Consider the following 14769-nt stretch of genomic DNA (forward strand, 5'->3'; position numbering starts at 1 on the left):
GCCCGCGATGGTCGACCTCGTGAAGACGGTGTTGGCGTGGGTCCTTCTGCTCCCACGCAATCTGGGGGTTGTGCTCCTGCGCGTCTACCGCGCGGTGATCTCACCGCTGTATGGCGACGTTTGCAGGTACTATCCCTCTTGTTCGGCGTACGCACTCGGCGCCGTTCAGGAACATGGCCTTGTAATCGGGTCCGGTCTGGCTGCACGCCGGCTGGCCCGGTGTCATCCGTGGGCCGAAGGCGGAGTCGATGACGTTCCGCTGAAGCGCAAGCGTCGCTACGCCGTGACGTCGTTTGGATTTGTAGTCCCAGTGAGCCACGGAAAGGGCTGACCCAAAGTATGGACCTCCTAGGTACGATTCTCTGGCCTTTGAAATGGGCTGTCGAGCTCCTGCTCGTCGCCTTCCACTGGTTGTTCACGACCGTTGGCCTCGGCTACAACGATGGCATCACCTGGGTGCTCGCGATCGTGGGACTCGTGCTCGTCGTGCGCGCCGCGCTCATCCCCATCTTTGTACGGCAGATTCGCAGCCAGCGCAAGATGCTCGAGGTCGCTCCCCAGCTCAAGAAGATCCAGGACAAGTACAAGGGCAAGAAGGACCAGTTCTCCCGCGAGGCAATGTCCCGCGAGACCATGGAACTGTACAAGCGCACGGGCACGAACCCGCTGAGCTCGTGCCTTCCCCTCCTGCTGCAGATGCCGATCTTCTTCGCGCTCTTCTCCGTCCTCAACGACGCGCAGCACGCCAAGGCCGGCGTCGGTCCGCTCAACTCCCAGCTTGCGGAGAGCTTCGGGAGTGCGACCTTGTTCGGGGTCGCACCGCTGCACGAATCGTTCTCCACGCAGTGGGCGCTGCTCGTGGCCGGCAGCCCGTACAACCTCGCCGTGATGCTCATCGCGGCCACCATGGTCGTCCTGATGACTGCTTCGCAGTTCATCACGCAGCTGCAGATCGTCTCCAAGAACATGTCGCCGGAAACCAAGGCGAGCCCGATGTTCAAGCAGCAGCGCATGATGTTGTATTTACTCCCGCTCGTCTTCGCCTTCTCCGGTATCGCCTTCCCGCTCGGCGTCATGTTCTACTGGCTGACCTCGAACATCTGGACCATGGCCCAGCAGTTCCTGGTCATCCGCAACATGCCGACACCGGGCAGTGAAGCGGCCAAGGCCCGCGAGGAGCGTCTCGCGCGCAAGGGAAAGCTCATCGCGAAGGATGGCGACATCATCGTGGTCGAAGAGCCGAAGAAGCAGCAGCCGCAGCGTCAGCAGCCCGTCGGCAAGTCCCGCGCCAAGAAGCAGACCGGCCCGAAGAAATAGACTGGTCCGAAGCGACTGAACAGGCCGAAGGGCCTGAACAGAACGACTGAGCAGAACACAGAAGAGACGGACATCGTGACTGAGAACACCGACGTGATCGCCGCGGATTCCCCCGCGGAAGACGACTCCCCCACCCTCGATCAGCTCGAGAAGGAGGGCGACGTCGCCGCGGACTACATCGAGGAATTCCTCGACATCTGCGACCTCGACGGGGACATCGACATCGATGCCCGCAACGGCCGCGCCTACGTGTCGGTCAATTCGACGGATGCCGGAAGCCTGCGCCTGCTCTCCCGCCCGGACACCGTGAACGCCCTGCAGGAACTGACCCGCCTCGCGGTACAGAACAAAACCGGGTCGTTCTCCCGGTTGATCCTCGACATCGGCGGCTCCCGTGAGGCCCGCCAGGCGGAGCTCGGCGTCCTCGTGACCCGGGCGATCGAGCGCATCGCCGCAGGCGCGACGGAAGCCTCCCTGCCGCCGATGTCGTCCTATGAGCGCAAGCTCGTGCACGACCTCGTCTCCGAGCACGGTTACGTGTCGGAGTCGACGGGCGAAGGCCGCGACCGTCACACGGTCATCACCGCGGCGTAGTTTCACGTGGAACCCGTGAACGACACGCTCGAGATCGAACCGGTCGTCACGGCCGGGCTCTTCGGGGACCGCATCGACGTCGCACGGGCCTTCGCGGCCAACCTCGCGACGCAGGGCGAGGAGCGCGGCCTGATCGGCCCGCTCGAGTTGCCCCGGCTCTGGAGCCGGCACATCCTGAACTGTGCGATCATGGCCCCGCTGCTCCGGCCCGGACTGGTCGGCGACGTCGGGTCCGGCGCCGGACTGCCCGGACTCGTGCTCGCGATCATTCGGCCCGACGTCGACTTCGTGCTGATCGAACCGATGGAGCGCCGGGTGGCTTGGCTGACCGAGCAGGTTGCGGAGCTCGGTTTGACCAACACGACCGTGACGCGCGCCCGTGCTGAGGACCTGCACCTTCCGCATCCGCTCGACCAGGTCACCGCGCGCGCAGTAAGCGCTTTCCGAACACTGATTCCCCTGACGGCGCCGCTCCTCAGGGCAGGGGGCGAGCTCGTGCTCATGAAGGGCGCTGGTGCGCAGGGCGAAATTTCGGCGGCTGCGAAGGAGATTCGTCGCTTCCACCTCAGCAATGTCGAGGTGATCACCCTCGGTGAGGGCGTGCTGCAGGACGTGACGCGAGTCATAAGGGCTACAGTTGATTAGTCCCCGATTGGCGTTTCGCACACGCGAACACGGATCGTGCATCACCCTCGGATGGCTCTTCAACCGTCGAACGTAAAGGTTTCACGTGAAACAACCCGGCCAGGAACAGCACGACACCACGGCCGCACGCGGTTTTGACAGCAGCACTCCCCTCGCCAGGGAAATCACCGAGCTCACGCGCAGGCGTCAGGTGATCGCAGCGGAGAAGCTGCCCAAGCCCGAGCGCACCCGGATCATCACGGTGTCCAACCAGAAGGGCGGCGTTGGCAAGACCACGACCGCCGTGAACCTGGCAGCGGCCCTGGCCCGGCAGGGTGCCCGGGTACTTGTGATCGACCTCGATCCGCAGGGAAATGCCTCGACAGCGCTCGGCGTCGAACACCGCGCGGACACCCCGAGCGTCTATGACGTGATCATCAACGACGTAGAACTCGCCTCCGTTGTGCAGAGCAGCCCCGAATTCGGTTCGCTCTTCTGCGTACCGGCGACGATCCACCTCGCGGGAGCCGAGATCGAGCTCGTCTCCCTCGTCGCCCGCGAACAGCGGCTGAGTCGTGCCCTCACCGTGCACCTCTCCGCAATGACGGATCCCTACGACTATGTGTTCATCGACTGTCCCCCATCCCTCGGGCTCCTCACGATCAACGCCTTCGTCGCCGCGAAAGAGGTCCTCATCCCGATTCAGTGCGAGTACTACGCGCTCGAAGGCCTGAGCCAGCTGCTCAAGAACATCGAACTGATCGAGAAGCACCTGAACCCCGAACTCACGGTATCGACCATTCTGCTGACGATGTACGACAGCCGCACCAACCTGGCCAACCAGGTGGCGCAGGACGTGCGCGATCACTTCCCCGACCAGGTGTTGAGTACCCTCATTCCGCGCTCTGTGCGGGTTTCTGAGGCGCCGAGCTACGGTCAGAGCGTGATCAGTTACGACCTGAACTCGGCAGGATCGCTCTCCTACCTTGAAGCAGCAGCGGAAATCGCCAGACGCGGTGCCCCCCAGACAGGAGAACGACAGTAATGGCGAAGAGAACAGGCCTCGGCCGCGGTATCGGCGCCCTGATTCCGATTCAGGACGACCCGACCCTCGCCCGTCCCGTGGACGTGTTCTTCCCGTACTCCCCGGCGGCGAAGGCGAGCGCGGCAGCCGCACTCGCGGCGGCGGGTGACAAGGCCGGGATCGACGCTGTCGGACTCACCGCGGTGCCGGACTCGGGTGCTCCCGCAGAGGACGGCCTGGTCGAGGGCGGTTCTGCTGTCGTCGAGCCGGCGGATGCGGATGCGCCCGTCCTCGTACCGGTTCCCGGTGCCCGGCTCGCGCACCTCAATCCGTTCGATATCGTCCCGAATGCCGTGCAGCCCCGCAGCGTGTTCGACGAATCCGATCTTGCGGAACTCGTGCACAGCATTCGCGAGGTCGGTGTGCTGCAGCCGATCGTGGTGCGCCCCCTCCCCGATCAGCCCGGAAAATACGAACTCGTCATGGGCGAGCGTCGGTTGCGGGCGACCAAGGAAGCGGGCCTCGATTCCATCCCCGCCGTTGTCCGGGAGACCGCGGACATCGACATGCTCCGCGACGCACTGCTCGAGAACCTGCATCGTGCCCAGCTCAATCCGCTCGAAGAGGCGTCGGCGTACCAGCAGCTGCTCGCGGACTTTGGAATCACCCAGGACGAGCTCGCACAGCGAATTGGCCGGTCAAGGCCACAAATCACCAACACGATCCGTCTCCTGAAGCTTCCGGAAGCCGTCCAGGTACGGGTTGCCGCGGGTGTCCTGTCCGCCGGTCACGCCCGTGCGATCCTCTCCGTGGGCGATCCGGAAGGGATGCTTCGTCTCGCCGACAAGATCGTCAACGAGGACCTCTCTGTGCGGGCGGCGGAAGCCGCGGCGACGGCAGTGCCGAAGGCGCAGGCGCCTCGACCATCGGCAGGCAAACGCCAGGGTCACCTCGACGAGATCGCTTCACACCTTGGCGATCGCCTGGACACCCGGGTGAAGATCAACCTGGGCGCGCGTAAGGGACAGATCAATATCGATTTTGCCACGATCGGCGACCTGAACCGGATTCTTGCGGTTCTGGGAGAGCCCGGCTTCGGGTCGAATTAGATCCCTCGGTCGAACAGGCCTGCTCCCCTACGGTGTTTCACGTGAAACATCACGCACGCACACGCGTCAGGTGAGCCGATTCACTCGCGGAGTGCTTGGTACGAAATGACGCAATTGGCGCGCTTCATCACCGGGGCGCCTGGTCGACGCGACGTTCTGCGCATGTTTCACGTGAAACGGTGTCACGAGACGCGAACCCCAGGTATGTTTCACGTGAAACATAGCGTTAGACTCAAGCCATTCTCTATATAACCGGTGTCTCAAGGGGCCACCGCCGTGCAGGGTGAATCACCAGCGTGCCTGTGGGGTGTGCAGAATGTAGCGCATGTTTCGCGTGAAACGTGCTCTTGCGCGGATTTTCTGCCTCCCGTCATTTCTGGCGCGAGTGTTTCACGTGAAACGTTGTCAGGAAAGACGAGTGGGAACGCCGGTTCTGCGTGATTTCAGGTCTTCAGAAGGCATCCTAAGCCGATTCCGGCGCTCCGGGAATGTCCGATTCGCGCCCCAAAGGGGCTGATTTTCGGGAGAAATGGACGATCTTGTCGGATCGAAGTCAGTCGACGGTCGCGACCGCGGCTCGCGCGAGTGACTCGTAGACGTCGCCGAGCGTCGCACCCGACGCTTCGATGGACTGGGGGACCAGGGAGGTTTCCGTGAGCCCGGGGAGCACGTTGGCTTCGAGGAACCAGACAACGCCGTCTTCGTCGACGATCAGGTCGATCCGGGAGATGTGGCGGAGTCCGAGCAGTGTGTGAATATCGACAGCCGTCTGGGTGACGAGAGTGGCGATGTCCGCGGTGATGCGCGCTGGTGCGTAGAAGAGGGTCTCGCCGGCGTTGTAGCGGGCCTCGAAGCTGTAGACACCATTGACGGGCACGATCTCGACGGCGGGGAGGGCGACCGGACCGAGTCCGGAGTCGATGACCGTGACGGCGAGTTCGGTGCCGCGTACCTTTTCTTCGACGAGGGCCACCGAGTTGTAGGTGTAGGCCTCGACCATGGCCCGCGGAAGCTCGGCCGCGGTCTCGACGATGGTGACACCCTGCGCGGATCCACCCTGGGATGGCTTCACGACAAGGGGAGTGGGAAGTGCCGTCAGGAGATGCTCGAGAACGCTCGCCGCTCCGAGGTCCCGGAAGGTCTCTTTGGAGAGGGCAATCCAGTTCGGTGTCGCGAACCCGGCGCGTCGGACGAGTTCCTTGGCCGTGGGCTTCGTCCAGGCGAGGCTCGCCGGACCTCCGCGGGAGCCGACGTGGGGGATACCCGTCGTCTCCAGGAGCGAGAGGAGCGCGCCGTCTTCCCCGGTGGCTCCGTGCACGACCGGGAAGATGACATCGGGGGCCCGGGTGGTGAGGTCGAGCAGGAGCCCCGCCTGCGGGTCGAGGAGGGTGACCTTGTGGCCGAGGCCGGTGAGCGCGTCCGCGACCCGACGCCCCGAACGGAGCGAGATATCGCGCTCATGCGAGATTCCGCCGGCGAGAACGATGATCGCGAGGGGAGAAATATCGGTCATGATCAGGGATTCCTTGCTAATCGCTTGGGGTGGTTCGTGGGCTAGGAGATGTCGTTCGGCAGCGGGTTGAAGCGACCGGGTGTGCGGAGCGGATCGAGCGAGCCGGTTCCGGCGAACGTTTCGAGAAGGTCGAGCTCATCGCGGACGACGGTCGCGAGTCGACGGACGCCGACCCGGATCTCGGCAGGGGTGGGATAGCAGAACGACAGGCGGATGTTCTGCTGGCCGTCGCCGTCGGCGAAGAAAGCGGTTCCCGGCGTGTACGCGACGAGCTCCTTGACGGCGCGCGGGAGCATCGCCTTGGAATTGAGCAGCTGCGGCAGGGTGACCCAGACATAGAATCCCCCATTGGGATTCGTCCAGGTGAGTTCGGGCAGGTACTCGTCCAGTGCATTCAGCAGGGCGTCCTTGCGCTCGTGGTACACGCCTCGGAAGGTGTTGATCTGGCCCTTCCAATCGGCAGTGGCCAGGTACTCCGAGATCACGAGTTGGCTGAACGAGCTCGGCGACAGAACGGCGGCCTCGTTCGCGAGCACCAGCTTTTCCCTGATCGCGTGGGGTGCGAGGGCCCAACCCACCCGGAAACCCGGAGCGAGGGTTTTGGAGAAGGTGCCGAGGTAGACGACGCCGTCCTGTTCGAGGGAGCGCATCGCATCCGGTGCCGGCTTGTCGAAGTAGAGCAGGCCGTACGGGTTGTCTTCGAGGACGAGGATGTTGTTGGCGCGGCAGATCTCGAGAATTTCGATACGCCGTTCCCAGCTCAGCGTGACCCCGGCCGGGTTGTGGAAGTTCGGGATCGTGTACAGGAACTTGATGGTCTTGCCTGCAACACGGAGCTGCTGGATGTGCTCACGCAGGGCTTCAGGGATGAGACCGTGTTCGTCCATGGGAACATGGTCGACCTCGGCCTGGTACGACTTGAAGATGACCATGGCAGTCACGTAACTCGGTCCCTCGGAGATCACAACGTCACCGGGATCGAGAAAGAGTTTGCTGACGAGTTCGAGGGCGTGCTGCGAGCCGGTGGTCACGACGACATCGTCGGCATGGGCGCGGATGCCTTCGAGGGCCATGACCTCGAGGATCTGTTCGCGGAGAGCGGGTACTCCCTGGCCGGAGCCGTATTGCAGGGCGACGGGACCCTGCTCACGCATGACCCGCTCCATGGCGTTGACCACGAGGTCCGGGGGCAGCGCTGCCACGAACGGCATTCCCCCGGCCAGTGAGACGACCTCGGGGCGGGAGGCGACGGCGAAGAGGGCCCGCACCTCGGAGGCCCGCAGCCCGGCGGCTCGCTCGGCGTAGTGGTGGTACCACGGGTCGAGGTTGTTACCGGCCTGGGAAGAGCCCTGTGCAGTCACGTCACATCCGTTCTGGTGAGGGTTCAATCGTAGGCCCACCCGGATACGACGAAGCCCGCCCGACGGTGCCGGGCGGGCTTCGTTCATCTCTACGTCCGGTGTTTCACGTGAAACCGACCGAAGCGGGGAGAGGGCCTCTAGGCCAGGTATGCGGCCAGGTCGGAAACGAGGACGACCTTCGGCTTGGCGCCGATGACGGTCTTGACGACCTCGCCCTTCTGGAACACCTTCATGGCCGGGATCGACGTGATCTGGTATTTCGCGGCGAGGGCGGGGAAGTCGTCGACGTTGAGCTTGACGATGTCGAGCTTGTCGGCGTGCTCTGCGGCGATCTGGTCCAGGATGGGGCTGACGGCGCGGCAGGGGCCACACCATTCCGCCCAGAAGTCCACGAGGACGGTCTTCTCGTTGTTGATGACTTCCTGGTCGAAAGTCGCGTCGGTAACGGCGCGTGCGGACATGTGTGCTCCTTAGTTGGTGGCTGTTGCGAATGTGGAGTCGCCGGCGCTGGCCAGCAGTTCCGCGGGGAGGGAAGCGAGGTAGTGCTCCGCGTCGAGCGCAGCCACGGTGCCGGAGGCGGCCGCGGTCACGGCCTGGCGGTAGTGCGGGTCGATGACGTCGCCGGCGGCGAAGACGCCCGCCTGGCTGGTCAGGGAGGATCGTCCAGCGACGGCGATCGTGCCGTCCGTCGTGAGATCGAGCTGCTTGTGGACGAGGTGGGTGCGCGGGTCATTGCCGATGGCGACGAAGACCCCTCCGACGGGAAGGATGCTTTCGGCGCCGGAAACCGTGTCGCGCAGAACCAGGCCGTCGACGGCATCCGTGCCCGTGATGCCGGAGACCGTCGAGTTCCAGACGAACTCGATCTTCGGGTTGGCGAAGGCGCGATCCTGCATGATCTTGGAGGCGCGCAGGGTGTCCTTGCGGTGCACAACGTAGACCTTGCTCGCGAACCGGGTGAGGAAGGTGGCTTCCTCCATGGCGGAGTCGCCGCCGCCGATCACGGCAATCTCCTTCTCTTTGAAGAAGAAGCCGTCGCAGGTCGCACACCAGGAGACGCCGCGCCCCGAGAGGCGCTCTTCGTCTTCGAGACCGAGCTTGCGGTATGCGGAACCGGTCGCGAAGATCACGGTCAGGGCCTCGTGGGTCTCGCCGGAACCGAGCGTGACGGTCTTGACCGCGCCGGTGAGGTCGAGTTCGGTGACGTCGTCGTAGACGACCTCGGTGCCGAAGCGTTCGGCCTGCTCCTGCATCTTCTGCATGAGGTCGGGGCCCTGGACACCCTCGGGGAAGCCGGGGAAGTTCTCGACCTCGGTCGTGTTCATCAGCTCGCCGCCGGCCTCGACCGAGCTCGCGATGAGGAGCGGTTTGAGGTTGGCGCGCGCGGCGTAAATGGCGGCCGTGAATCCGGCAGGGCCGGAGCCGATGATGATGATCTGACGCACGCGTAGACTCCTTCGCAGTGGGGGCAGGGCAGGTGTGGCTGCCTCGCTGCCGGGTACAACACATCCTAATCGGATGCTATTCCGCGCCTCCCAGCCGGGGGCCTGCGTTCACGGCCGGTTGCCAGTGTGCCCGGCCCGGGGACCACCTTGCTGGTGGCGTGCCGGACTAGTTCGTGCCGCGCGGGCGGAACCGGTTGATCAGCGGCACCAGGAAGACCCTGAGTTCATCGCTGCGCATGAGCAGCAGCATTCCGAAGTAGGCGAGGGACATCACGCCGCCGATGATGAGCATCGACAGGATGGCCTCGAGCCGTCCGGAGACGGCGAAGCCGCCCTCGTGAGTGCCGCCGAGGAGCAGGAGGATTCCGAGGCCGATGATGAGGGGAAGAATCGCGGCGACCAGGTACCGGACGAGGCTCCGCAGGATACGACGGCCGTCGAGACCGCCCAGACGACGCCGCAACAAGTGGCCGGCCAGGATCGTTTGCAGGATTCCGGAGACCGTCACGACGAGTGCGATGCCGACGGCGATCCAGGCCGGGGGCAGCAGCGAGCACGCGAGCACTCCGGTCACGACGAGGATGACCTGGAACAGGGTGAAGAAGAACGGGGTGCGGGTGTCGCCGAGCGCATAGAACGTGCGTTGCAGGACGAAGAGCACGCAGAAGGCGACGAGGCCGAGAATGTAGGCGATGATGACGTTCCCGGTGCCCTGCACCTGCTCGAACTTCCCCTGGGTGAAGACCGCCGCGAACGGGTAGGCGCAGACCAGGATGACCGTCGACGCGAGCACGATCAGGAGTGACGTGCCTCGTATAGCCGACGAGGCATCCGTTCTGAGCTTCGCAACGTCACCGCGGGAGGCATGCTCGCTCATGCCGGTGAAGTAGGCGGTGGCCACGGAAACGGTGATGACCGAGTGCGGGAGCATGAAGATGAGCCAGGCTGTTGCGAGCACGGCGACGGACGCCTTGCCCGTGGCCTGGGTGACGACCTGGGTTTCGACGATCCCGGCGGCCGTGCTGAGCAGGAGCATGCCGAAGGTCCAGCTCGCGGTCTTGCCGGCGGCGCCGAGCCCGACCCCGCGGAAGTGGAAGTCGGGGCGGAAGTGGAGTCCGATCCGACGCCAGAAATAGAAGAGCACGACGGCCTGCGCGACGACGCCGAGCGTGGCGGTGCCGCCCAGCAGTGCGACCATGCCCGGGGTGAAGTCGCTCGCCGTGCGATCACCGTTGGGGTCGGCCCCGGCCACGAGGGCGAAGACGACGATTCCGGCCAGGGCAACCACGTTGTTGAGAACCGGAACCCAGGTGAACGGTCCGAACGACTTTCTCGCATTGAGCACTTCCCCCAGAACCGTGTACAGGCCGTAGAAGAAGATCTGCGGCATGCACCAATAAGCGAAGGCGATGGCGAGGTCCAACTGCGCTGGAGGCAGGTGCAGGCCGATGAAGGGCGTGATGACCGGGACCAGGAGTGTTGCGGCGAGCGTGGTGACCGCGAGGATGCTGAGCGCCAGGGTCAGCAGCTTGTTGATGTACGCGGTGCCGCCGTCGACGTGGAGTCCGGCCCTGACGATCTGGGGGACGAGGACCGCGGTGAGGACTCCGCCTGCGACGATCGTGTAGACGGTGTTCGGGAGCTGATTGGCGAGCGCGAACGCGTCGGCGCTCGTGCCGTACAGGCCGATCACGCCGGCGAGGACGATGACCTTCACGAATCCCAGGATGCGGGAGACGATCGTGCCCGAGGCGAGGAAGGCGCTCGCGCGCCCGATGCTAGCCACGCGGCACGACCGGGGGATCGACGGGGGGCTCCACAGGGGCATCTGTCGCCTGCGCGACCGCAGTACGTTCCCGGCGGCGGCGCTGCACGTTTCTCCAGATCCCGAATCCGAAGAAGAGCACGAGCAGGGCGGCGAAGATGAGCGAACCGAGGCCCTCCCAGTCCGCACGCACGTTGATCGGAATCTGACTGGGCTGGCCGACGACGGAACCGTCCGGGGAGAAGAGGGTGATCCGCAGCGTGACCGCACCATTCCCGACAGCGGCCGTCACGGGGACCTTGACGGTCCTGGCCGAGGACGCCTCGATCGTCGCCTCGATGACATCGCCGCCGACGATGAGTCGGCCGTTGGACGGGACGACCTGGACTTTCACCGTCACGGACTGCCCGAGGGCGTTGTCGAGGGTGATCGGGATGTCGACCTGACTGCCGACGACGTTGATCGGACCCTTCGTGGACACGCTGATCGAGGAGAGCAGTACAGAGGAGTCCGCGAGGCTCGAGTCGACGGCCTCGCTCCAGGCACCCGTATCCTGCGCCCAGCTCGTCGACAGCAGCGCGAGCGTCGTCAGTCGCTGGGTGGCGGTGATGGCGAGCGGTTTGGAGAGTGCCGTCGAGAACGCCGTCACCTCACCTTCACGGTGCAGCAGAGTGCGCGCCGTGAGGATGCGGGCATCGGACACCGCCTGGGACTGGAAGCTCACGTCCGTGGCCGGCGACGCCGCACGTGCGGCGGCCACGGTCGCCGGTGCACGCCAGCCCAGGCCCGAAAGGGCCGCGAGGGTTTCGCTCAACCGGACTCCACCCGGCACGGTGTCACGGTCGAACGTGGCGAGGAGTGTGCGCACGGTCGCGGGACGTTCGGCGGAGACCACCGCGATCTGGGAGCTCAGCTCGGCCATCGCCACCTGCCAGTCGCTATCCGTCGTCGCGGTGGCCGCCGTCCGGAGCGCTGCAGAGATGGGTTCGTCGGTGACCAGGGCGTTTCCATGCCCACCGGCCAGGACCACGTTCGCGTTGGGGGTCTCGGTGAGGTCAGACTGCGCGGTGTTTGCCCCGCCGAGGATGAGGCTCGAGAGGCCGCCCGCCGTGAAGACATCGAGGTCGGCGGCCGAGACTGTGCCCGTCAGCGGCCAGCCGATGTCCGTTGCCGTGTAATTCCAGGCCAGGAGTTGCTCGCTCGTGGGGACTGTGCCCGGAGTGATCACGGGTGCTGAGGTCGGGGGTGGAGTCGGAGTCGCGGTGTCGGTCGTCGTGTCGGTCGTCGTGTCGGTCAGGCCGGCAGGGGCGCTGCCGGTTGCCGTCGGAGTCGGGGTCGGTGTCGGAGTTGATGTTGATGGTGTCGGTGCCGGTGTCGGGGAGGTGAAATCCGAGGCGTTGAGCGACTGGTCGAATGAGAGGGGAACCAGGAGGGTGCCGGCAGCGGCCTGGGCCTGAAGGGTGAGGTCGGCATCCGCATAGCCGAGCGGGAATATATCGTTCTTCGCCTGACCGAGGCGACCGAGCCAGGCCACGGCACTCGCCGGTGCCGTGTTGCCGAGGATACGGATCGACGCGATGATCATCGGATCGATCGCAATCGTCACGTCGCGGTTGATCACGCCGTCGAGCTGCCGGCTCAGCCTGCCGCCCGGCGCGGTGTAGGTTTCGAGTGATTTCGCCGGGATGAGACCCTCGGTCTGCTCCGGCACCGTGATCGGCATCACGACAGCGAGGGCCACCGGGGTGACGACCTCGTTGGAATACCAGACGAAGGTGCCCCGCCCCTGGGCGAGGACGGACCCGTCCTCGGTGATCGTGGCCGAGATGCCGCGGGCGCCCCACGCGTTGCCCGAGGTGAGGCCGACGTCCGCGGAGGGCACCGAGATGGCGACGGTCGCCGTTCCCGCTGGCGGGATGGCGGCCGGAAGTGCCGAACGCAGCATCAGGTCGCCGGGCTTGCCCGTCTTGGTGGGATGCAGCCAGGCGGTGAGTGCGCTGCGACTGGTCAGTGCCCGTTCGGCGAGGTAGAGCTCGATCGTGCCGGGGGTGATGGTTTCGGCGCTGCCGTTGGTGATCCTTACGGTGACCGCGAGGTCCTGTCCTGACCGCAGGGGCGCCAGCGAGACGGGGGCGACCGTCACCGTGACCTGGTCCGTCGTCGCAGCATCCGCTGTCGGCGTCGGCGTCGGAGTCGCCGTCGCGGCGGCGGCCGCGCTGGTGGGCGCGCCGGGAATGAAGCCGGACGAAGCCAGGGGAAGCAGTCCGGCGAGGATGCCGATCAGGAGGGCGGAGACGGGGACCCTGAGGTGCGACCAGCGGCCGCTCGCCGCTGTCGGGTGCGCGGGCCGACGCGCAGTACTTGACTCGGCCACCATATAGGGGATTCTACGGCGTGCGCCCTGAGTAACCGGTCTGCGGCTGCCGCGCCGGCGACCAGGAACTAACATGGGGGGCATGCAGAGCGTCGCGACAGCCCTCACGCGGCTGGGCGACCTGGCTGCCACTCCTTCCGTATCCCGCCTGGCCCTGGCCTTCGAGGCTGCGGGCCACGAGCTTGCCCTCGTCGGCGGTCCGGTGCGCGACGCGTTCCTGGGCCGGACCCTGCACGACCTCGATTTCACGACGGATGCGACCCCGGAGCAGATCCTCGAGATCGTCACCCCGATCTCCGAGGCGCAGTGGGATATCGGCCGGGCCTTCGGGACCATCGGGGCGAAGGTCGCCGGCGAGACCGTGGAGATCACCACCTACCGGGCGGACAGCTACGACGGGGTGACCAGGAAGCCGGAGGTCGTATTCGGGCTGAGCCTGGAGGACGACCTTCTCCGCCGGGACTTCACGGTCAACGCGATGGCGTTGCGCCTTCCCGGGCTGACCCTGGTCGACCCGGCGAACGGCATCGGCGACCTCATGGCCGGGGTCCTGCGGACGCCGATCTCGCCGGAGATCTCCTTCGGCGACGACCCGCTGCGGATGATGCGTGCCGCCAGGTTCACCGCCCAACTCGGTTTCACCCTCGACCTCGACACCGCGATCGCGATGGACGCGATGGCGTCGAGCATCCGCAATATCTCGGCGGAACGGGTCTGCGAAGAGCTCTGCAAGCTGCTCCTCTCGGACAACCCGCACGGCGGCCTCGAGCTGCTGGTGGACTCCGGCCTGCTCGACATCGTCCTGCCGGAGATTCCGGCGCTGCGCCTCGAGGTCGACGAGCACCACCACCACAAGGACGTCTACCAGCACACCCTCACCGTGCTCGACCAGGCGATCGGCTACGAGAAGTCCCGGGAGAGCTTCCCGGGCGGACCGGACCTGATCGTGCGGCTCGCCGCCCTGTTCCACGACATCGGGAAGCCGGCGACCCGGAAGCTCGAGCCAGGCGGAATCGTGAGTTTCTACCACCACGACGTGGTGGGCGCCAAGCTCGCAAAGAAGCGCCTGCGTGCGCTGCGCTTCGACAACGACACGATCGCGGCCGTCTCCCGGCTGATCGAGCTCCACCTGCGCTTCTTCGGGTACACCGAGGGAGCCTGGACGGATTCGGCCGTGCGCCGCTATGTGCGCGACGCGGGCGACCAGCTCGAACGGCTGCATATCCTCACCAGGGCCGACGTGACCACCCGCAACCGGCGCAAGGCCGACCGGCTGGGCTTCGCATACGACGACCTCGAGCAGCGCATTCGCGAACTCGCCGAGCAGGAGGAGATGGCCGCGGTGCGGCCAGACCTCGACGGAGAGCAGATCATGGCGATCCTCGGCGTGAAACCGGGCAGGGAGGTCGGCGAGGCCTACCGTTTCCTCCTCGAACAGCGCCTCGACGACGGCCCCCTCGGTGTCGAGGAGGCAACGCGCCGCCTTCAGGCGTGGTGGGCGGGCCACGGCCAGTAGCCACTCCTCAACAGGGGCGGATGTGCGCACTTCTCCACAAGCGCTGCTTCCGGCTGCACGGTCCACGCGCGTCCCGGCATGCTCGGACTGACGTGAACACAGACGGCGCGGAGGGCGCCGCGGCGCT

Annotated in this window: 13 protein-coding genes; 7 read left to right on the plus strand and 6 right to left on the minus strand. The window is 65.7% G+C overall.

The annotated features are described in order from the left end of the window. Positions 1-19 precede the first annotated feature (19 nt). The 6 genes from yidD to E3O46_RS01675 all read left to right on the plus strand — a co-directional run bounded on the left by yidD (position 20) and on the right by E3O46_RS01675 (position 4668). Positions 20-331, plus strand: coding sequence for a membrane protein insertion efficiency factor YidD (yidD, locus tag E3O46_RS01650; protein WP_134448656.1), 312 nt, complete (start codon positions 20-22; stop codon positions 329-331). A gap of 8 nt (positions 332-339) precedes the next feature. Further along, a complete protein-coding gene (gene yidC / locus E3O46_RS01655) occupies positions 340-1317 on the plus strand; it encodes a membrane protein insertase YidC (RefSeq protein ID WP_134448555.1) in 978 nt (325 codons plus the stop codon). A 75-nt stretch (positions 1318-1392) separates the two neighbouring features. After that, the gene (locus E3O46_RS01660; protein ID WP_134558121.1) at positions 1393-1911 is read left to right on the plus strand and encodes a Jag family protein; all 519 of its coding nucleotides are present in this window, start codon (positions 1393-1395) and stop codon (positions 1909-1911) included. 6 nt (positions 1912-1917) lie between these two features. After that, positions 1918-2556 carry a 16S rRNA (guanine(527)-N(7))-methyltransferase RsmG gene (gene rsmG / locus E3O46_RS01665; RefSeq protein ID WP_241975188.1) on the plus strand — a complete coding sequence of 213 codons (639 nt, stop codon included), beginning with the start codon at positions 1918-1920 and terminating at the stop codon, positions 2554-2556. 85 nt (positions 2557-2641) lie between these two features. Continuing rightward, complete coding sequence (locus E3O46_RS01670) at positions 2642-3580, plus strand: ParA family protein (RefSeq protein ID WP_134560982.1); 939 nt, start codon at positions 2642-2644, stop codon at positions 3578-3580. Further along, positions 3580-4668, plus strand: a complete 1089-nt coding sequence (locus E3O46_RS01675; protein ID WP_134448551.1) for a ParB/RepB/Spo0J family partition protein — start codon at positions 3580-3582, stop codon at positions 4666-4668. Before E3O46_RS01670 ends, E3O46_RS01675 begins: the two co-directional genes overlap by 1 nt. Before the next feature lie 553 nt (positions 4669-5221). Here E3O46_RS01675 and E3O46_RS01680 read toward each other — a convergent pair. From E3O46_RS01680 to E3O46_RS01705, 6 genes are all read right to left on the minus strand, one after another. Next, entirely contained in the window at positions 5222-6181 is a 960-nt protein-coding gene (locus E3O46_RS01680; RefSeq protein ID WP_134448549.1) for a D-alanine--D-alanine ligase family protein, read from the minus strand. A gap of 41 nt (positions 6182-6222) precedes the next feature. Next, positions 6223-7542 (minus strand): aminotransferase-like domain-containing protein, encoded by a 1320-nt coding sequence (locus E3O46_RS01685; RefSeq protein WP_134560983.1) that lies wholly within the window; start codon positions 7540-7542, stop codon positions 6223-6225. A gap of 137 nt (positions 7543-7679) precedes the next feature. Then, positions 7680-8003, minus strand: coding sequence for a thioredoxin (trxA, locus tag E3O46_RS01690; RefSeq protein WP_134448545.1), 324 nt, complete (start codon positions 8001-8003; stop codon positions 7680-7682). 9 nt (positions 8004-8012) lie between these two features. After that, positions 8013-8987, minus strand: coding sequence for a thioredoxin-disulfide reductase (trxB, locus tag E3O46_RS01695; protein ID WP_134558124.1), 975 nt, complete (start codon positions 8985-8987; stop codon positions 8013-8015). A gap of 166 nt (positions 8988-9153) precedes the next feature. Then, entirely contained in the window at positions 9154-10773 is a 1620-nt protein-coding gene (gene murJ, locus E3O46_RS01700; protein ID WP_134448541.1) for a murein biosynthesis integral membrane protein MurJ, read from the minus strand. Then, entirely contained in the window at positions 10766-13129 is a 2364-nt protein-coding gene (locus E3O46_RS01705; protein ID WP_134560984.1) for a DUF6049 family protein, read from the minus strand. The genes murJ and E3O46_RS01705 overlap by 8 nt, the downstream gene beginning before the upstream one ends. A 79-nt stretch (positions 13130-13208) precedes the next feature. Here E3O46_RS01705 and E3O46_RS01710 point away from each other — a divergent pair, with 79 nt between their 5' ends. Further along, a complete protein-coding gene (locus tag E3O46_RS01710; protein ID WP_134558159.1) occupies positions 13209-14642 on the plus strand; it encodes a CCA tRNA nucleotidyltransferase in 1434 nt (477 codons plus the stop codon). Positions 14643-14769 lie beyond the last annotated feature (127 nt).

It is taken from the genome of Cryobacterium glucosi (assembly GCF_004402235.1).
Classification (GTDB): domain Bacteria; phylum Actinomycetota; class Actinomycetes; order Actinomycetales; family Microbacteriaceae; genus Cryobacterium; species Cryobacterium glucosi.